Annotated in this window: 19 protein-coding genes; 10 read left to right on the top strand and 9 right to left on the bottom strand. The window is 72.2% G+C overall.

What is annotated here, in order from left to right; all coding sequences use genetic code 11:
- The first annotated feature begins 94 nt into the window (after positions 1-94).
- From HD596_RS48115 to HD596_RS48095, 5 genes are all read left to right on the top strand, one after another.
- A complete protein-coding gene (locus tag HD596_RS48115) occupies positions 95-1,639 on the top strand; it encodes a phenylacetate--CoA ligase family protein (RefSeq protein ID WP_185076024.1) in 1,545 nt (514 codons plus the stop codon).
- The gene (locus tag HD596_RS48110) at positions 1,636-2,082 is read left to right on the top strand and encodes a DUF4188 domain-containing protein (RefSeq protein WP_185076023.1); all 447 of its coding nucleotides are present in this window, start codon (positions 1,636-1,638) and stop codon (positions 2,080-2,082) included. The genes HD596_RS48115 and HD596_RS48110 overlap by 4 nt, the downstream gene beginning before the upstream one ends.
- Positions 2,079-3,155, top strand: a complete 1,077-nt coding sequence (locus tag HD596_RS48105) for a hypothetical protein (protein WP_185076022.1) — start codon at positions 2,079-2,081, stop codon at positions 3,153-3,155. The genes HD596_RS48110 and HD596_RS48105 overlap by 4 nt, the downstream gene beginning before the upstream one ends.
- Positions 3,152-4,072: a nitroreductase gene (locus HD596_RS48100; protein WP_185076021.1), complete on the top strand. Its 921-nt coding sequence runs from the start codon at positions 3,152-3,154 to the stop codon at positions 4,070-4,072. The genes HD596_RS48105 and HD596_RS48100 overlap by 4 nt, the downstream gene beginning before the upstream one ends.
- A gap of 487 nt (positions 4,073-4,559) precedes the next feature.
- The gene (locus HD596_RS48095; RefSeq protein ID WP_185076020.1) at positions 4,560-4,961 is read left to right on the top strand and encodes a hypothetical protein; all 402 of its coding nucleotides are present in this window, start codon (positions 4,560-4,562) and stop codon (positions 4,959-4,961) included.
- 282 nt (positions 4,962-5,243) lie between these two features.
- Here the strand turns inward: HD596_RS48095 and HD596_RS48090 are convergent, their stop codons facing one another.
- Positions 5,244-5,990 (bottom strand): AraC family transcriptional regulator, encoded by a 747-nt coding sequence (locus tag HD596_RS48090; RefSeq protein WP_185076019.1) that lies wholly within the window; start codon positions 5,988-5,990, stop codon positions 5,244-5,246.
- Between the two features lie 67 nt (positions 5,991-6,057).
- Here HD596_RS48090 and HD596_RS48085 point away from each other — a divergent pair, with 67 nt between their 5' ends.
- Positions 6,058-7,410, top strand: a complete 1,353-nt coding sequence (locus tag HD596_RS48085) for a DHA2 family efflux MFS transporter permease subunit (RefSeq protein WP_185079158.1) — start codon at positions 6,058-6,060, stop codon at positions 7,408-7,410.
- 272 nt (positions 7,411-7,682) lie between these two features.
- Here the strand turns inward: HD596_RS48085 and HD596_RS48080 are convergent, their stop codons facing one another.
- The 3 genes from HD596_RS48080 to HD596_RS48070 form a co-directional block, all read right to left on the bottom strand.
- Positions 7,683-8,516: a phosphotransferase family protein gene (locus tag HD596_RS48080; protein WP_185076018.1), complete on the bottom strand. Its 834-nt coding sequence runs from the start codon at positions 8,514-8,516 to the stop codon at positions 7,683-7,685.
- 233 nt (positions 8,517-8,749) lie between these two features.
- Entirely contained in the window at positions 8,750-9,079 is a 330-nt protein-coding gene (locus HD596_RS48075; protein WP_185076017.1) for a hypothetical protein, read from the bottom strand.
- A gap of 152 nt (positions 9,080-9,231) precedes the next feature.
- A complete protein-coding gene (locus HD596_RS48070) occupies positions 9,232-9,597 on the bottom strand; it encodes a MerR family transcriptional regulator (RefSeq protein ID WP_185076016.1) in 366 nt (121 codons plus the stop codon).
- 55 nt (positions 9,598-9,652) lie between these two features.
- Here HD596_RS48070 and HD596_RS48065 point away from each other — a divergent pair, with 55 nt between their 5' ends.
- A complete protein-coding gene (locus HD596_RS48065) occupies positions 9,653-10,843 on the top strand; it encodes an MFS transporter (protein ID WP_185076015.1) in 1,191 nt (396 codons plus the stop codon).
- On the opposite strand, the gene HD596_RS48060 is transcribed toward HD596_RS48065, so the two are convergent.
- A complete protein-coding gene (locus HD596_RS48060; protein WP_185076014.1) occupies positions 10,840-12,330 on the bottom strand; it encodes an LLM class flavin-dependent oxidoreductase in 1,491 nt (496 codons plus the stop codon). The genes HD596_RS48065 and HD596_RS48060 overlap by 4 nt on opposite strands.
- Before the next feature lie 114 nt (positions 12,331-12,444).
- On the opposite strand from HD596_RS48060, the gene HD596_RS48055 reads away from it, so the two are divergent.
- Positions 12,445-12,924: a MarR family winged helix-turn-helix transcriptional regulator gene (locus HD596_RS48055; protein ID WP_185076013.1), complete on the top strand. Its 480-nt coding sequence runs from the start codon at positions 12,445-12,447 to the stop codon at positions 12,922-12,924.
- A 275-nt stretch (positions 12,925-13,199) separates the two neighbouring features.
- Here HD596_RS48055 and HD596_RS48050 read toward each other — a convergent pair whose 3' ends face one another.
- The 4 genes from HD596_RS48050 to HD596_RS48035 form a co-directional block, all read right to left on the bottom strand.
- Positions 13,200-14,063: an alpha/beta fold hydrolase gene (locus tag HD596_RS48050; RefSeq protein ID WP_185076012.1), complete on the bottom strand. Its 864-nt coding sequence runs from the start codon at positions 14,061-14,063 to the stop codon at positions 13,200-13,202.
- 142 nt (positions 14,064-14,205) lie between these two features.
- Complete coding sequence (locus tag HD596_RS64340) at positions 14,206-14,418, bottom strand: zinc-binding dehydrogenase (protein ID WP_185079157.1); 213 nt, start codon at positions 14,416-14,418, stop codon at positions 14,206-14,208.
- On the bottom strand, positions 14,415-15,932 hold the full coding sequence (locus HD596_RS48040) for an aldehyde dehydrogenase family protein (protein ID WP_185076011.1): 1,518 nt from the start codon (positions 15,930-15,932) through the stop codon (positions 14,415-14,417). The genes HD596_RS64340 and HD596_RS48040 overlap by 4 nt, the downstream gene beginning before the upstream one ends.
- A gap of 130 nt (positions 15,933-16,062) precedes the next feature.
- Complete coding sequence (locus tag HD596_RS48035; RefSeq protein ID WP_185076010.1) at positions 16,063-16,524, bottom strand: MarR family winged helix-turn-helix transcriptional regulator; 462 nt, start codon at positions 16,522-16,524, stop codon at positions 16,063-16,065.
- A gap of 296 nt (positions 16,525-16,820) precedes the next feature.
- Between HD596_RS48035 and HD596_RS48030 the strand changes: the two genes are divergently transcribed.
- Positions 16,821-17,873, top strand: coding sequence for a small ribosomal subunit Rsm22 family protein (locus HD596_RS48030; protein WP_185076009.1), 1,053 nt, complete (start codon positions 16,821-16,823; stop codon positions 17,871-17,873).
- A complete protein-coding gene (gene uppS / locus HD596_RS48025) occupies positions 17,860-18,636 on the top strand; it encodes a polyprenyl diphosphate synthase (RefSeq protein WP_185076008.1) in 777 nt (258 codons plus the stop codon). Before HD596_RS48030 ends, uppS begins: the two co-directional genes overlap by 14 nt.
- The last annotated feature ends 1 nt before the right edge of the window (position 18,637 follow it).

Raw genomic sequence — 18,637 nt, 5'->3', positions numbered from 1 at the left:
TGATGGCACACGATAGGGAAGGATGGGGAAGGCGCAAACCTGATGAAAGCGCCTGTAAAGTGATCTTCTATCCGGCCCACTAGTCTCACCGTTCATGACCCGCCTCAGCCCGGCTCTCGGGCCGCTCACCGTCCGCCAGCGCTGGCGCAGGGCCCGCCTCCAGGCCTACTCCTGGTCGCTGACCGGCGCGTACCGGCTGGGCGCGATGCACCCCGCCATCTGGCGGCTCGTCGCCCGGAGCTACCACCCGGCCCTCGACTGGCTGGCGGCCCGGCACGCCAGGCTGGCCTGCCAGTTCGCCGCCGTGGACGTGCCCGCCTACCGGCACTTCCTGCGGGCGAACGGCGCCGGGCACGCCAGGCGGCTGGCGGACTTCCCCGAGACCAGCAAGCAGAACTACGCCGCCGTGTACGACGAGGAGAGCCGCTGCCAGGAGGGCAGGCTGCACCGGCCCGGCGTGATCGTGGACGAGTCGTCGGGGTCCAGCGGCAAGCCGTACAACTGGGTACGCGGGCCGCGCGAGCTCAAGGGCATCTACCGCAACGCGGCCGGCTACATCGAGCTGGTCTTCCCCGGCAAGCGGCTGTTCGTGATCAACGCGTACTCGATGGGCGCCTGGGCCACCGGCACCACCACGGGCACCGCCATGGCGCGCGTGGCGATGGTCAAGAACACCGGCCCCGACCTGGAGAAGATCGCCGACACGCTGGAGCACTTCGGGCCCGGCTACGACTACGTGGTGGCCGCGTACCCGCCGTTCCTCAAGCACCTGCGCGACCGCCTGGACGAGAGCGGCTTCCCGTGGCGGGACTACCGCATCCGCGGCATGGTCGGCGGCGAGGGCATGACCGAGGCGCTGCGCGACTACCTGGAGGAGCGCTTCGAGGAGGTCCGCTCCGGGTACGGCGCCAGCGACCTGACGATCGGGATGGGCGCCGAGAGCGGGTTCAGCGTCTGGCTGCGCAAGCGCCTGGCCACCGACCAGCGGCTGCGCGAGCTGTTACTCGGCCCGGGGGAGCAGCGGCTGCCGATGATCTTCCACTACAACCCGCTGGAGACGTTCCTGGAGGTCAACGGCGAGGGCGAGCTGCTGTGCACCATCAACACCAAGAGCTGCCTGCAGCCCAAGCTCCGCTACAACGTCGGCGACGAGGCCAGGCTGCACACCCTCGCCGACGTCAGGCGGGCGCTCGGCGCCGACGCGTACGAGCGCGCGTGGACCGACGAGCGGCTGAACCTGCCGCTGCTGTTCCTGTTCGGCCGCAAGGACTCGACGATCTCCTACATGGGGGCCAACCTGTATCCGCAGGACGTCGAGTACGGCCTCTACCAGGGCAATCCGTACGCGGCCGCGATCAACCGGTTCTGCCTGTCGCTGGAGGAGCTGCCGGGCCTGGAGTACCGCCCGGTGATCAACATCGAGCTGCGCGGCCCTGACGCCGCCGACCGCGACGAACTCGCCGAGATCTGCCGCAAGGGCGTGGTCGCCCACCTGAGCGCCGTCTCGCGCGACTTCGCCGAGTCGCTCAAGGAGGACCCGACGGCCGCCGACCTGCGCGTCAAGGTCTTCGACCCGGGCGAGGGGCCGTTCGCCGGCCTCACGAAGATGAAGAACGTCTACCTGGTGAAGGACGCATGAGGACCACGGACTTCAGCAAGGCCCCGCGGCAGGGGCGGGCGACGGCGATGTTCGTCGGCGCGACCCGCTACCGGGGGCCGCTGTCGATCATCACGCTCACCCTGACCTGGTTCCGCATGGTGCGGGACATGAAGCGGATGCGCGGCTACTGCTGGCACAAGGTCTACTGGGAGTTCCCGTTCACGCTGGGGACGCTCGCGTTCTTCGAGGACCGCGACGCGCTGCTGCGCTTCGCCCGCAGCCGCCACCACCGCAAGCTCATGCAGTGGGTGACGGACGGCACCAGGAACGCCACCGGCGGCTACATCCGGCTCTACAACGCCGAGCCCGAGGGCTACAGCAACGGGGTCTGGCGCGCGGAGGGCGGGCCGATGGCGCACATCGAGACGTTCACCCCGCTGTCGGTGGAGGACGGCGAGGGTCCCCGGGTGAGGCGCGGGTGAGGCTGCATCCCGTCGAGAGCCGCCGCGACCTGCGCGACTTCCTGTCTCTGACCGACCGCGTCTACGCGGGCGAGCCGCGCTTCATCCCGCCGCTGCACGCGCAGGTACGCGCGTGGCACCGGCAAGGGGTACGGCTGTTCCTGCTCAGGCGGGGCGGCCAGGTGGTCGCGCGGACCACCCTGCACGCCGACGCCGCGCTGGAGGCCAAGCTGGGCCGGGCCACGCAGCTGTTCGGGCTGACCGAGTTCGTGGAGGAGGCGGCGGAGGAGCTGTTCGACGGCATCCTCGCGGCCGGGCGCGCCGCCGGGAAGGAGGCGGTGTTCGGGCCGGTGTCGCTGCTGCCCAACCAGTCGGGCGGGGTCATCACCTCCGGTTTCGAGGAGCGCGGCTTCATCGACAGCGCCTGGAACCATCCGTACTATCCGGTCGCGTACGAGGCGCACGGTTTCGTGCGGCGCTTCGAGTCCGACACGTGGATCTGCCCGGTGCCGGACGAGCCGGTGTTCGCGTTCGACGACGGGCGGATCGCGGCCGAGGGGCTGCGCGTGCACCGGGGCGACCGGCGGCGCGTGGCGGAGCAGCTGCCGATCCTGCGCGAGATGCTGAACGCCAGCTTCGCGCAGCTCGGCTACTACACGGAGATCTCGGCGGAGCAGCTCGCGGCGCAGACGGACGGGCTGGCGTACCTGCTGGACGAGTCGTTGCTGCTGTACCTGACGAAGGGGGAGCGGCCGGTCGCGTTCGTGCTGTGCTTGCCCGACATTTCGCGATTTATCGCGAAAATTCGTGGCAATCTTCACCTCCTGCACCAGCTCCGCCTGCTGGCCACCCGATCCCGCTACCGCAGCGAGGCCGTGCTCATCATCAAGGGCACCGTCCCCGGGGAGCAGGGCCACGGCTACATGCGGCTGCTGTCGCGGGAGCTGCACGAGGGGCTGCGCCGGGGCGGCTACCGGGCGCTGCGCAGCACGTACGTCGAGCGCACGAACCCCGGCTCCGCCGCCCAGTACACCGCGATGGGCGGCCGCCCCCTGCACGGCTACACCTTCTACGAAAAGGGCCTGACGGCGTGAAAGACCGGCTGCGGCCGCTGGAGCCGGACTTCTGGCGCGCCCCCAGCGCCCACAACACCCAGCCCTGGACCCTCACCTACACGGCCGAGGGGGCCGAGGTCGGCTGGGACCCGTCACGCGCCCTGCCCATCAGCGACCCCACGGGGCGCGACCTGCGCCTGAGCCTGGGCGCGTTCGTGGAGTGCTGCCTGATCGTCTGCGCCGACGCCGGCCTGTCGGTCGGCTTCCGTCCCGATCCGGGGCCGCATCGGGTGGGCGTCCTGCACGCCGCGGCGCAGCCGTACCGGACGCCCTTCACGACGGCGGACGTCCGGGCGCGCGGGGCCAACCGCGGCGAGTACCACCCGGGACGCCTGCCGGACCCGCTGGTCGCCGAGCTCACCGGGATGCGGCGGCTGGCCTGCCGCGACCTCGCGGACCTGCTGCACGCGGCCGACCTGCACCAGTTCGGCGACCGGGAGGTGACGCGGGAGCTGCGCGCCTGGCTGCGGCTCACCCGCCGCCACCGCCGCTACCTGCTCGACGGCCTCACCGACCGGGCCCTGTCCCTCACCAGGGCGGAGGCCATCGGCCTGCGCGCCTCGCTCGCCCTCTACCCGGCCCTGCGCCCCCTGGGCCTGCCGAGGGTGCTGGCCGGGGCGTCGCGGGACCTGCTGGACTACGACGGGGACGTCCTGGTGCTGGTGGGGGCGGTCGAGGACGAGCTGGAGATGGGGCGCGTGCTGATGCGGCACTGGCTCACGCTGTCCGCGCACGGCTACGCCACGCATCCGCTGAGCCAGATCATCGACTGCGAGCCGACCAGGCGGACCCTCGCGGACCGGCTGGGCGTCGCGGACCCCCGGACCCTCCTCCACGTGGCCCGGGTCGGCCGCCCGGCCTCCCCCGCCACCCCCTCCTCCCGCCTCCGATCCTGACAGTGGCACGGGCTCTGAGGGAGTCTCGGCGCGGCAATGCACCAGGGCCACCCGGCGAGCGGAGGCCCCACCGCGGTTGTGGGACCTGACCACCGGTGAGCAGGTCAGTCCTCCACTGAGGTTCCCGTCGATGCCCTGTTCGATGACGCTGACGCCGAGTGGGCAGCTGGTGGTGGGCTTCAATGGGGAGCTTGCGGTGCCGGCCCGCCATTGACCATCTTGACTACGTGAGCCGGGTGCGGTCCCCGCCGATGGCGACGCCGACGATCGTGCAGGACTCGGTGCCGTGGTTGTGCCGGCGTGCCGGGTGCCGTTCTGGATGACCACGTCGCCTGCCCGCAAGGCCGTCTGCTCGCCGTCGTCGGGCTCCATCGCGGCCATCGCGCCCGGCATCTGCCGCTCGGAACTCTCCGCTGTGGGACCGATGAGTTTCGGTGCCGCGGGTGGTCAGAATGGGCGACATTCGTCCACTCCGAGGGAGACCGCGATGAGCAACGACCCCGCACTGCAGGCCCTGGCCCGGCTCGTCGGCACGTGGAAGATCACCGGAGGCCATGAGGGAACCGTCACCTACCGCTGGATGAACGACCACTTCCTCCAGCAGGACGTCCGGCTCGGTGACACCTTCGGCATCGAGATCATCGGCCGAGAGCGCAAGCTGATGGCCGAACCCGGCGCCGACATCACCTCCCGCTACTACGGCGACGACGGCAGCACCCTGGACTACACCTACGAGATCCTCGGCGACACCCTCACCATCTGGGCCGGCGAGCGCGGCTCACCCGCCTACTACCAGGGCACCTTCAGCGCCGATGACACCACCCTCAACGGCGCCTGGGTCTACCCGGGCGGAGGCGGCTACATCTCCAACGCCGAACGCGTCTCCTAGGCGCAGGCTCAGTGACGCGCGTCCCGTCCCCGAGCAGCTGAACGCCTTCACCTTGCTCGCCCAGCTTGTTCGTCGCCGCAGTCACCCGGCGCAGCCGTGGGGCGTCGGAGAGGTAGCGCAGCAGCTGCACGGTGCGGATCGCGCGGCCAACGCCGCCGGCATCGAGCTGGTTCGGCGAGCGTGGCCAGTTCCGGTCCTCGGCCAGGTGTATAACCACGAGCGTCGTCGCGACGCTGCGGCAGACGCTCCTGGCCGAGCATCCAGCCGGGCAGGCCGCCCGCGTCAATCCCATGATCCGCGGCTGAGCAGGTAGCGCCGGGGTGTGGTGCCGACCGTGCGGCGGAAGGCCGCCAGGAACGCGCTGGCCGTCGCGTACCCCACGCTGTGTGCCACCCGCGACACCGGCTGGCCCTCGGCCAGCAGCGGCAGGGCGGCGCGTAGCCGTACCTGGGTGCGCCAGTGGTCGAAGCTCATGCCCGTGTCACGTACGAACAGCCGGGTCAACGTCCGCCTGCTCACGCCCGCCGCGCGCGCGTGAGCCTCCAGGCTGCGCGGGTCGGCGGGGTCGGCCAGCAGGGCGGCCGCCACCACCTGGACCCGCTCGTCGGTGGGCTGCGGCACGTCGATGGGCCGGGCGGGCAGCGGGCGCAGCAGGTCGGGCAGCACGGCCTCGGCGCGCAGCCGCGCGTCGTCGGTGAGGCCGGGGCGGGCCAGGTAGCCGATCAGCTCGGCGAGCAGGCCGTCGACGCCGACCGCGGTGGGCTCGGGCCAGTCCAGCGGGCAGCGCTCCGGCGCCAGGTACAGGCTGCACAGTACGGCGTCGCGGGTCGCGCCGGTCGCGTGGGTCACACCGGCGGGCAGCCACAGTGCCCGGGTGGGCGGCAGGACCCAGTACACCTCGCCCACTTCGACGCTCAGGACGCCGCGCCGGGTCCAGGCGAGCTGGTGGTGGGTGTGGCTGTGCGGGGGGATCCACTCCCCGGAGGTCAGCGGGAAGTGGCCGACGATGATCGCGCCCATGTCCTCCATGCGACATAGTCTGGCCCCGTCACGAATTGTGGCCAAATGCGGCGGATCATAGCGTCATCGGGTGCCGATGATTGTGTTGTGTCTCGTCCAGTTCATGCTGGTGCTCGATGACACCGTCGTGAACGTGGCCCTGCCCAGCATCCGCGATGAGCTGGGCTTCAGCGCGTCCGGGCTGCCCTGGGTCGTCAACGCCTACTTCCTGGCCTTCGGCGGTCTGCTGCTGCTGTGCGGCCGGATGGCGGATCTGCTGGGCCGTCGCCGCGTCTTCCTCATCGGGGTGGCGCTGTTCGGGGTGGCCAGCCTGGCCTGCGGGCTGGCGCAGGAGCCGTGGCAGCTCGTGGTCGGGCGGTTCGTGCAGGGCGCGGGTTCCGCGATGGCCGGGCCTGCGGCGATGTCGATGATCACGTTGCTGTATCCGGGGCCGGAGGAGCGGGCCAGGGCGCTGGCGATCTGGGGCGGCATCGCGGCCCTGGGCGGGACCTCGGGCCTGGTGCTGTCCGGAGCGCTGACCGACCTGGTGTCCTGGCGCTGGATCTTCCTGATCAACCTGCCCGTCGTCGCCGTGGCCCTGGCGTCGGTGCCCCGCCTGGTCCCCGAGTCCCGCGCGCCCGGCCGGCGCCGTCTCGACGTTCCCGGCGCAGTCCTGGTCACCGGCGCCGCGGTGTCGTTGGTGTACGGGCTGCTGCGCTCCGGCGAGACCGGGTGGAGCGACCCGCTCGTCATCGGAGCCGTCGTGCTCTCCGCTGTCTTGGCGGTGGCGTTCCTGGTGGCCGAGTCGCGGGCGGCGGCGCCGCTGGTGCCCGGATCGTTCCTGGCCTCGCGGACGCGGACGGTCGCCAACGGCGCGACCCTGCTGTTCTCGATGGCGATGTATGCGATGTCGTTCCTGCTGATGATCCAGGTGCAGACCGCTCTGGGATACAGCCCGCTCCTGGCCGGCGTGGCCTACCTGCCCTACGGCGCCGGCATCCTGGCGGGCATGTGGTTGTCCTCCCGTATCTCGCTCAGGATCGGGATGCGCTGGGCGCTCCTGCTGGCGTTCCTGGTCAACATCGCCGGCTTGCTGCTGCTGTCGGGCCTGGCGGCGGGCGACTCCTACGCCGCCCACGTCCTGCCCGGCATGCTCATCCTGAGTGTGGGCAACGGGCTGAGCCTACCCGCCATGGCGGTGGCCGCGGTCGACGGCACCACCGAGGAGGACGCCGGTCTCGGCTCGGCCCTGTTCACCTCCGTCCAGCAGATCGGCGGCGCCGTCGGGGTGGCCGCGCTGGCCGTCATGGGCTACTCGGGCGGGCTCACGGCGGGCGCGCTCTGCGTGGCGTTCGGCGCCGTACTCGTCGTCGTGCTGCTGCCCTCGCGTGCCCGCTCGGAGGGCCATCGCCGACGCCACCTTCGCCGCCCGGCATCACCGGGACGCTGAGCTCCGGACAGGATGCCCGCCGCGCGATGCGAGGACGCCGCCGGCCTCGCTGACCACCTCCGCCGCCTGGCTGCCGAACTCGCGCCGTAGCGGCGGCTACGACGCCGGGACCCTCGCCCGGCTGACCGCCATGGCCGGCCCGGCACCTCCCGTTGCCGGGCCGTGGGCAGTGTGCTCCCGGCGGGGATCGTGGTGGGCAGGTCGCGAAGGCGGATGATCCGCCTGCGGTGCGCAACGCCGGCGGCCAGGCCCGGCTGCTCAGCGGTATTCGGTCAGCGGTAGGCGGTCAGGCCGTCCGTCAGTTGTTCCGCGTCGCCGTCCCGGTGGGCGGCGAGCGCCTGTTGGAGGGCGAACGTGCCGCGGATGGCGGCGATGCGGGCCGCCGTCCCGTCGTCGGTCCAGCCGGCCAGCGCGAGCACCCGGTCCAGGAACGCGTCGCCGTGGCCGGCCCCGATGGCCGCGAGGTCCTCGGCGGGGTCGCCGATCGTGGCCTCGTCCCAGTCGATCACGCCGCTGAGCCGGGGCCGCCCGCCGTCGATCTCCCACAGCACGTTCTCCGCGCCGAGGTCGCCGTGGGCCACCGCCGTGGCGACGTGGGGGAGACCCGCGGCCGCGGCGAGCTCCCGCTCGGCCCGCCGGCGTCCGGCGCCCGACATGAGCTCGAACAACTCGGCGCGGACCTCCCCCTCGAACCGCCGCCACCGGTCCGCCGGCGTCCAGGGCAGCGCCGCCCGCGCCCGCTCGTCGGCTCCCGCCCGGGCCAGCGCGCCCAGCAGTTCGGCGTACTGCTCCGCCGCCGCCCCGGCCACCGCCGGGTCGTCGAGCGCGCCTTTCTCCAGCGGCGCGCCGGGGACGCGGCTGAGCACCAGGTACGGCGCCGCGCCCGCGCCTTCGGACAGCGGCCGGGGGATGCGAAAGCCGAGGTCGAGCCCGGCGAGCACGCGCAGCATGGCCGCCCGCTGGGGCAGCCGGGCGGCCGCCGCCTCGGTGCGGGGCAGGCACACGACCCGGTCCGAGCCCATCACGACCCGGTGGAACTGCCCCTCGCGGACGGGGAGAGGTCCCGATCCGGCGTCCTGGGCCAGCCAGCTCAGTGGATCATCCATCGTCCCAGCATGTCGGCGACGCCCCCGGAACGCCGAACCGGCCGGGGGGAGGCACGGTGGCGGGCACCCGGACGTGCCCGTCTCAGGGGTGGGCCCGTAACGGCCTGTCCTGGTGGTGGGGCCGTAACGGCCTGTCCCGGTGGTGACGCATGAACGGTGGCCGGGGGCCTGAACGCGTTCGTCCCGGTGCCTGCGCGGTGGGCACCGGGACGAGCGCGTGATGCGGGGCTTGATCAGTCGTCGTGGTGGAAGCCGTGGTCGGGCCAGGAGCCGACCCAGTTGCCGTTGCCGCTGGTGGGCCAGTTGCGGTGCTTCCAGTGGTGGTCCCACGACCAGTCCCAGCCGGCGCCGCCGCCGTCCTTGCAGGCCTTGATCTCGCGGGTACCGGCGAACACGCCGTGGTCGGTGACGTGGTGATAGGTAATGTCGTCGTCCACCCCGAGGCCGCAGTGCTTCGAGTGGTGGCGCTTCAGGTCCGTGTCGGCGGTGGCGGGCGTCACGCTGCCGTACAGTGCGGTCGCGGCGAGCAGCGCACCACCGACGGCGATGAGGCTGTTCCTCATGATCTCCCCCTGTAATCACGAAGTGACATCGGAGATCACTATACGTAGCGATCTTGGAGGCGGGAGTAGCGCCACACCCCGTTTTCGATCAAGGCGTCGCCGTTGATCAGTAACTCGAAATGTACGTGATCTACTTTGTAAAGGCGCCGGGCTCAGGAAGATCGCACGGCCGCCAGATACGCGTGGATCGCGTCACGGTTGCGGGCCAGGCACTCGATGCGCTGCTGGATGCGGTCGGCCTCGGCCTCCAGGAGGTCGGCCAGCTCCGGGGTGAGGCACTGCGGATGCAGGTGGATCTCGTCGGGCTTGGTCAGGAACGGGAGGATGCGGCGGATGATCTCCGTGGTGAGGCCGGAGTCGAGCAGGCCGCGGATCTGCTGCACCCGGTAGACGGCCGACTCGGGATAATGGCGGTAGCCGTTGTCGGCGCGCTCGGGGTGGAGGAGGTCCTGCTCCTCGTAGTAGCGGAGCATGCGGGTCGGCACCCCCGTCAGTCGCGACAGCTCACCGATTCTCACTGCGGGGCCTCCCGGCTTGCCTTCACATTGATGTGAACGTTTCAGCATATTCGGCATGTCTGGTGCGACGATCGCCGGCGCCGTACGCGTCGGGAGAATGCCCTGGTCGGGGCTGCTGGCGCTGTTCTCGGCGGCGTTCACGGCGGTGATGACGGAGCTGCTTCCGGCGGGGCTGCTGCCGCAGCTCGGCCTGGCGCTGGGGGTGCCGGAGGGGCGGGCCGGGTTCCTGGTGACGGCGTACGCGGTGGCCTCGACGCTGTCGGCGATCCCGCTGACGGCGTTGCTGCGCGGCCTGCCGCGGCGGCCCGTACTGGTGGGGACGCTGGCGGGGTTCGCGCTGTTCAACACGGTGACCGCGCTCTCGTCGTCCTATGCGGTGACCTTCGGGGCGCGGGTGCTGGCGGGTGTCATGGGCGGGATCCTGTGGGCGATGCTGGTCGGGTACGCGGCGCGGATGGTGCCGGTCGAGCGGCGGGGGCGGGCCATCGCGATCGTCTCGGCGGGGATCACGGTGGCGCTGTGCGCGGGAATCCCTGCGGGGGCGGCGCTGGCCTCGGCGTTCGGGTGGCGGACGGCTTTCCTGGGGCTGGCGGTCGTGGCCGTCGCGCTGGTGGGGTGGGTGCTGTGTAAGGTGCCGGACTTTCCCGGCGAGGCGGCCGCGGTGCGGGTCCCGTTGCGGCGGGTGGCGGTGCTGCCCGGCGTCCGGACGATCCTGGGGGTGACGGTGCTGGTGCTGGTCGGGCACCAGGCGATGTATACGTACCTGGCGCCGTTCGTGGCCTTCGCCGGGTTGGGGCGGACGAGTGTCGTGCTGCTCGTGTTCGGGGTCGGGACGGTGGCGGGGATCTGGGTGACCGGGGTGGTGATCGACCGGTTCCCGCGGGTGGCGCTCGTGGTGGTGCTGGCCGTGGTGGCGGGGGCCATGGCGGTGCTGGCCGTTTTGGGAGGGCCGGGCTGGGCGCCGCTGGGCGCGGTCGCGCTGTGGGGGGCGGCCTTCGGCGGCGTGCCGACGTTGCTGCAGTCGGCGTTGGTGGACGCCTCCGGGGCGGGGAACGCGGACGCGGCCACGTCCATGCAGACGACCGTGTACAACGCGGGGATCGCGGCGGGGTCGCTGGCCGGCGGGCTGGTGCTGGAGGGCGCCGGGGCGGGTGCGCTGCCGTGGACCTCGTTGCCGCTGGTGGCGGTGGCCCTGGCGGTCGTGGTCGCGGCGCGCCGCCGCGCGTTCCCGGCCCGCCGGGTCTAGAGGCCGTGCCTGGCCAGGGGTTCGACGAGTTCGCGCTCCTCGTACGACAGGTGGGACAGCAGGCTGTCGGTCAGCAGGTCCACGGTCTCGCGCAGATGGCCGAGGCCGTCCGGGTCGCCGACGAACGAGACGAGGGCGCGGTCGACGCGTTCGATGATCTTGTGGATGGCGTGGTGCTCTTCCTGGAGGCGGTCGAGCACGGGCGCCAGGGCGGGCTCCGACCGGCGGAGGTGCGGGAAGACCATGGCGTCCTCGGCGGTGTGGTGCATGGTGACGAGGCGGCAGTAGGACTCGCAGTAGGCGCCGAGGGTCCAGTTGTTCTGGCGCATGGTCATGGTGTTGATGTGGGAGCGGGCGGTGCCGGCGTCGATCGCTCCGGAGGCCACCTGGTCGATGAGGTCGCGGAGCTGGGCGAGTTCGCCGCGCAGGTGGTCGTGCACGTCGATGAGGTGGCGGCCGTTGGCCTGTTCGGCGGGGGTGTAGCGCCTGGTGGGGTCGGGGGCGGGGCCGGTGGGGCGGGTGGTCTCGTCCCAGACGCGTACGTCGGTGAGCCGTACACCGTCGTCGGGGGTCGGGGTGGCGGCCAGGTCGGAGGCGTTCCTGGCCGTTGCGGTGGAGGGGAGTTGCGGCGGGGTGGTCCGGGTGCGTTCCGCGGCGACGAGTTCGCGTACGGCCGGGGCGGTCTCCTGGGCGAAGCGCTGCAGCCGGTCGGGGTCGTTGACCGCGAGGATGAAGGCGCTGACGCCGTACGTGAGGGCGATCTCGGCGAGTTGGGCGGCGGGCAGCTCCTCGCCGAGGTTGAGCAGGCGGCGGATGTCGCGGGGCGAGCGGCCCGCCTCGGCGGCGGCCTCGTCGATGAGGGTGTTGCCCTCGCCGAGCTCGCCGATGCTCTGGAGGCGGGGGAGGGAGGGGAGCCAGCCGTCCGCGAGGCGGCCGGTCACGCGGAGCATGCGCGGCTTGTACGCGCCGAGCCAGATGCCGATGTCGTGGGCCGGGCGCGGGCCTCGCGGGGCGGTGACCTGGTAGTGCTCGCCGTGGTGGGCGATGGCGCCCGGGGCGTCGGTGTCCCAGGCGGCGCGGATGATCGGGATGGCCTCCTCGAGCGCGTCCACGGCCTGGCCGGGGGTCAGGCGCGGGGCGCCCATGGAGGCGATGGCGTCCCAGTATCCGCCGGTGCCCAGGGCGAGCTCGAAGCGGCCGCGGCTGAGGATGTCGAGGCTGGCGGCGGCCTGCGCGAGCATGGCGGGCGGCCGGAGCGGCAGCGGATGCACGTTGCCGGCCAGCCGGATGCTCTCGGTGGCGGCGGCGACGTAGCCGAGCAGGGTCCAGGTGTCGAGGAAGGTGGGCTGGTACGGGTGGTCCGAGAAGGTCACGAGGTCGAGTCCGGCGCGCTCGGCGAGCTGCGTGAGGGCGACGACGGTGTCGGCCTGGTGGGCGGAGGGCACGAAGCTGACGCTGAAGAGCAGCTCGTGGCCGTAGTCGGGCATGGGGGCTCCTTGGCTCTGCCGTTCGCCGCCGGACTTTGGTTGGTTGTACGAACGGTTGGTAATGAGAACTAAATTAGTTCGTATCGTGAACCATTGTCAACTAGACTCGGTGCCGTGGTCGCGACGTTCACTACCGCCCTCGTACGTCTTGGGCACCTGGTGCAGCAGGTGTTCGGGGACGTCGGCAGGGAGCAGGACCTTACGCCGCAGCAGGCGCAGCTGCTGTGCCTGCTCGTCGGCGGGCCGGTGGGGATGACGGAGCTGACGCGCACGCTGCACCTGGAGAAGTCGAGCCTGACGGGGCTCGTCGACCGGGCGGAGAAGCGGGGGCTGGTGGCCCGCACGCGCGATTCCCGGGATCGGCGGGTCTGGCTCGTCGAGCTGACCCCCGAAGGGGAGCGCGTCGGGGCGCTGGCGCACGACGGGGTGGAGGCTCGGCTGGAGGCGTTGGCGGGGGAGTTGCCGGTGGAGCACAGGGAGCTGCTGGCGTCCGCCATCGACGGGATCCTCGCCGAGTACGCCTCCACGACCGGCCGCCCGCGCCCCCAACCGACCCGCCCTCAGCCGGCCCGCACCTCGGCCACACCGGCCTGACCCCGGCCCTCGCCATCACCGGCCCTGGCGCCCCCGGCTTCGCCCGCCTGACGCGCCCCGGGTCGCCGGCCCAGCGACGCCCGCCCCCGTCATCACCGGCCGTGACGCGCCCGCCGGTCGCCGGCCCAGTGACGCCCGCCCCCTCTCACCGGCCCTGATGCGCCCGCTGTCGTCGGCCCAGAGGCGCCCGCGCTCGCCCTGCCGCGGTGGTCGAGAGGGGCGCGTTGGAGTGGGCCGGTGTCGCTCCCGCAGGGTGCGGCTGGCCGGGAGGTGGGTCAGGGGGTGAAGACGGTCGCGAGGAACGCCGTCAGGGCCTCGGTTACCTCCGTGGGGCGTTCGAGCGGTGGCAGGTGGCCCGTCTCCGGGAGGTCGATGCGGCGGGCGGCCGGGATGCCGGCCGACAGCAGGTCGGACATCTGCTGGATGCCGGGCACGTCCGACAGGCCGTTGATCACCAGGGTGGGGGCGGTGATCTCGGGCAGGCGCGTCACGGCGGGCGGGGTCAGATGGCGTTCCGTGGATCGGGGGCCGCTCCAGGACCGCTCGAACACCAGGCCGCACATCTCCACCGCCGACTCCCACACCTCGTCGGAGAGCGCGTCGCGGCCACGGTCGGGCCCGGCGGTCTGCCAGAGCGTGTGGGCCTGCGCCATCGCGCGTACGTCGGCGGGATCCACATGGTCGGCGGTGCCGGCGCGGTAGCGGGCCAGGCGGTCGGCGGGCACCGAGCCGTGGACGCGCTCGCGCGCCTGGTCCAGCATCTCCTGCGGCCATTGGTGGCCGGCCAGGCCCGAGCTGATCAGGGCGAGCGCGGCCACCCGGGAGGGGGCGGCCAGGGCGACTTCGGTCGCGTACGCGCCGCCCATCGAGTTGCCGACCAGCGCCGCCCGTTCGACCCCCAGCGCGTCCATGACGGCGAGCAGGTCCTCGTGGTGGCACACCTCGCCCGCGGCGTCGCCGGACCGGCCGTGGCCGCGCCAGTCGTAGCGGATCACGCGGTAGCGCTCCGAGAGGGCATGGAACTGGTGCTCCCAGAGGCGCATGTCGGTCGTCCCGCCGTGCACGAGCACGACGGTGCCCAGGGGGGTCGCGGGGCCGGCCTCCTCGTATGCGATCTTGATGTCGCCGATGATCAGCATGCTGGGCACGCTACCGCCGCGCGGAGCCGGAGGACCGGCCCGTTCGCCAGGGGCGCAGCCACCCGAGCCGGGCGCCCGCCCTTCGTCCGGGCGCAACCCGCGCCATACCCCAAGACCGGTCGGCCCTCGGTCCGCTTGTCGATCACGGACGCGGCCTGGCCGTGGGGCCGGCCTGGAGCGTGCCGGGCTTGAGCACGATCTTTCCCCTGGTGCGCCGGCGTTCCAGCCCCTCGAACGCCGCGCGCACCTCGTCGAGGCGGTAGACCCTGGCGATGGGGACCTCCAGCTTGCCGTCGGCGGCGAGTTCGGCGAGTTCGGCGGCGCTCGCCGCGGCCGCGTTGGCCGCGCGGGTCAGGTGGTCGTGGGGTCGTCCTGGGAGAGGATCCGGTCGCGGACGGCGGCGAGGGCCGCCGCCATCGCGCCGGCCGGCCTGTCGAAGGTCGAGGCCGGCAGCTGGGCCGGGCCGGTCTTGGCGGAGAACGAGTGCGGGTAGGCGAACTCCCGCAGACCTTCCTCGCCGTGCTTGCGCCCGTACCCGCTGTCGCCCCGGCCGCCGAAGGGCAGCGCGGGGTTCATGGAGAACACGAGGGCGTCGTTGATGCTGGTCATCCCGACGCGGAGGCGGCGGGCGACGGCTTCGCCGCGGTCGCGGCTGAACACGGCGCTGCCCAGCCCGTACGGGCCGGCATTGATCCGCGCGATGGCCTCTTCGGTGTCGGCGACCTTGACGACGGCCAGCGTCGGCCCGAAGGTCTCCTCCGTCGCCGCCAGGGCGTCGGCCGGCACGTCGACGAGGATGGTGGGAGCGACATAACGGTCGCCGGCCGCTGTCTCGGGGCCGCCGACGGTGGCGGTGGCGCCGCGTGCGAGGGCGTCGGTGATGTGCTGCCGGATGACGGGGATCTGGCTGGTCAGCGGCACCGGCCCGATCTGCGCGTCGTGGTCGCTGCCGACGCGCACCTGCCGGGCGAGGTCGCTGACCTTCTCGACGAAGGCGTCGTACACGGATGCGACGACATAGGCCACTTCGAGGCTGACGCAGCCGTGCCCGGTGTTCTGCAGCGCGCCCCAGACGATGTGGGTGGTGGCCTCGTCCAGGTCGGCGTCCTCGGCGACGATGACGCCGTCGTTGCCTCCGAGCTCCAGCAGCATGGGGGTCACGGTCGCCGCGCACTGGGCGGCCACGGTCTTCCCCGTGGCGACGCTGCCGGTGAACGCCACCTTGTCCGGTCCGGCGGCGATGAGCGCCTGACCGGTGGCCCCGTATCCGATGAGGTGCTGCAGTACGGTCGGGAAGTCGGGAACGGCGCGCTGCCAGGCGCGGACGAGCCACTCCCCGACGCCGGGCGTGATGTGGCTGGGCTTGAGGATGACGGCGTTGCCGGCCGCGAGAGCGTTGATGACGATCGCCCCCGGGGTCATCAGGGGGAAGTTCCACGGACCGATGACGCCGACCACGCCGTAGGGGTGGTGCTCGATCCACGCCCGCTGGTTGGGCGCGACGGGGGCGGCCGGGACGTCCCGGCGTCCCAGCACGCGCTCGGCGTTGGCGATGGCGAACTGCAGGTGCGCCAGAGTCGCGAGGACCTCGCTGCGGGCGTCGTCGACGGGCTTGCCGTTCTCCGCGTGGATGAGCGCGGCCCCCTCCTCGCCGCCCCGGGAGATCTCCCGCTGCCACGCACGCAGCCGCGCCGCGCGTCCGTCGAATCCCAGGTTCCACCAGGCCCCGGCGACCGAGCGGGCGGCGGCCACGGCCGCGGCCGCCTCCTCGGTGCTCGCGACGGGGTACCGGGCGAGTTCGGCCCCAGTGGCTTGATCGATGGTGATCACCTCGGTGCCGTCGGCGCCGAGGGCTCCGTCACGCGTCATCGCTGGGTTGTTGCCGGTCACAGGTGCCTCCCGAGTCGTGCCTGCTACCAGTGCACAGTACTCAAGCGTCTGTGCGATATCAAACGCTTGATAGCTATGCATCGCTTGACGGCACAGGTGACGTGACAGGCTACGACTTCGTGTCGCGGGCCGCGTCGATCACCTCGCCGAGCATTGCGGTGAACTGTGCGGCGCTGTCGGGCCCGATCCGTTCGATGATCTGGTGCTCGATCGAGACGATCATGGCGTCCGCGGACTTCAGCGCCTGGCGGCCGGCGTCTGTGAGGTGCAGCTCCTGGACGTGCCGGTGGCGCGGATGCGACCGTCGCTCCAGCTGCCCCTTGTCGACCAGCCTCGTGACCAGCGACGCCACGGCCTGGGGCGTGACATCGAGCCGGCGGGCCAGCTCGGCACCGGTGAGGCCGGGTTCGGTGTGAACCAGCATCAGCAGGGAATAGTGCGCGGGCGCCATGCCCAGTGGCCGCAGCCGCTGCTCCTTCAGGGCCCGCACCGCCAGCTCGGCTCGGCGCAGAGCCCAGAGCAACCGGCCCGTCGCATCGGCGCCGACCGGCTCGTCATCGTCCCGCGTCATGCCGCAACCTTACAACCCTCTCAGGGGTATCAAGCGGTTGATGGGTTACAGGCGCTTGTCCTACAGTCGCCGTGTGACTCTAGTCACGGCCGACGTGCTCCCGGCCGGCGAGGGCACGATCATCACCGTCGCCTCACTGCTGGCCTTAGCGGGGCGCACACCAGGTCGCCGCCCTGGACGCGCTGGTCGCCGCCGAGAACACCCTGATGTTCGGCGGCAACCAGTTCCGAGCACCGGCGAATCGCGAGCATCATGGACGCAGGCAAGCCACGTACGGACCACAGGTGACCCCATCCATGCTTCCAGAAGAGCTCAGAACCGCCCTGGACAAGACCCTGTCCGGCTACTCGCCGCAGGAGCTGTCCGACTCCGTGGCGCGGCTCACTGAGCGCTACCGTACGAACGCCGCCACCGGCGGAGGCACCCACATCAGGTCCCGGGCCGACGTGGCGGCCTACGCCGCGTACCGGATGCCCGCCACCTACGCCGCCGCGGCCACGGCCATGCGCCAGGCGGCCGCCATGACCCCGGGCTTCCGGCCCGGGAGCCACCTCGACGTCGGCGGCGGCACGGGGGCGGCGATCTGGGCGGCGGGCGAGACCTGGCCGTCCATCGAGCGGGTCACGGTCATCGAGCACGACCCGCAGATCATCGACCTGGGCAAACGCCTCGCCCGTACGTCCGAAGCCCTGCGCGCGGCCACCTGGCGGCAGGCGTCGGTCCGTCCCGGCCTCGACCGGCCCGCGGCCGACCTGGTGACCATGTCGTACGCGCTGGGCGAGCTCCCCCAGGACAAGCGCCGGGAGATCGTCCGATGGCTGGCCGCGGACGCGGCCATGGTGATCGTCATCGAGCCCGGCACCCCGGCGGGCTACGCCACCGTCGCCGAGGCCAGAGAGGTCCTGGTCGCCCAGGGGCTGAGCGTCGCCGCCCCCTGCCCCCACGACGGCCGCTGCCCGATCGAGCAGGGACGCGACTGGTGCCACTTCTCCGTCAGGCTCCCCAGGACGTCCCTGCACCGCCGGATCAAGGCGGGCACGCTCAGCTTCGAGGACGAGAAGTTCTCCTACGTGGCCGCCACGGCGGTCCCGGGGGAGCGGGCCGGCGCCCGGATCCTGCGCCACCCGGTCAAACGCAAGGGCGTGGTGTCCCTGCGGCTGTGCGCCGGGCAGGAGGGGATCCGCGACGTGATCGTGTCCAAGCGGCAGGGCGACCTCTACCGCGCCGCCAGGGACGCCGACTGGGGCGACGGCTGGGGCGATGACGGCTTGCGGCTCGATCACGGAAATGGGGAAGGGGGCGGTTCCGGTTCGGCGGGTGGGTCATCCTTGGAGGATGTGGACGACTGATCTTCTTCACTCCCTCTATGCCCGGCGGCTGCGCCGCCAGGTCACGGCGGGCCCGCTGCCCCGCCACGTCGGCTTGATCATGGACGGCAACCGGCGCTGGGCCAGGCAGCAGGGTCTGGCCAGTCCGAGCATCGGCCACAAGTACGGCGCCGAGCACATCGAGCACGTGCTGTCGTGGTGTGAGGGGCTGGGCATCGAGCACGTGACGGTGTTCCTGTGCTCGACGGAGAACCTCCAGCGCCGTGGTGACGAGGAGGTCGCCTACCTGTTGCGGGTGATCGAGCAGATGGTCGCCGAACGGCTGGACCGGCCGGACGCCCGCTGGCGCGTCCACGTGGCGGGCCTGCTCGACATGTTGCCCGACACCACGGCCCGCGCGCTCAAGAGCGCCGTCGAGGCCACCCGTACGTGTGCCACCGGCTTCCACCTCACGCTGGCCATCGGGTACGGCGGCCGCCAGGAGGTGATCGACGCCCTGCGCGAGCTGCTGTACGAGCGGGCCGAGGCCGGGCAGTCCATGGTGGAGCTGGCCTCGACGCTGAGCGTGGACGACATCGCGCCCCACCTCTACACGGCCGGCCAGCCCGACCCCGACCTGGTGATCCGCACCAGCGGCGAGCAGCGCCTGTCGAACTTCCTGCTCTGGCAGTCCGCCTACTCCGAGCTGTACTTCTGCGAGGCGTACTGGCCGGCCTTCCGCGAGATCGACTTCCTGCGGGCGCTGCGCAGCTTCGCGGCCCGGCAGCGGCGGTTCGGTGGCTGAG

Origin of the sequence: Nonomuraea jabiensis (genome assembly GCF_014204795.1) — a bacterium.
In the GTDB taxonomy this organism is placed as follows: domain Bacteria; phylum Actinomycetota; class Actinomycetes; order Streptosporangiales; family Streptosporangiaceae; genus Nonomuraea; species Nonomuraea jabiensis.
The sequence above is the reverse complement of the archived record's forward strand: the minus strand, read 5'-3'. Positions and strand labels throughout refer to the sequence as shown.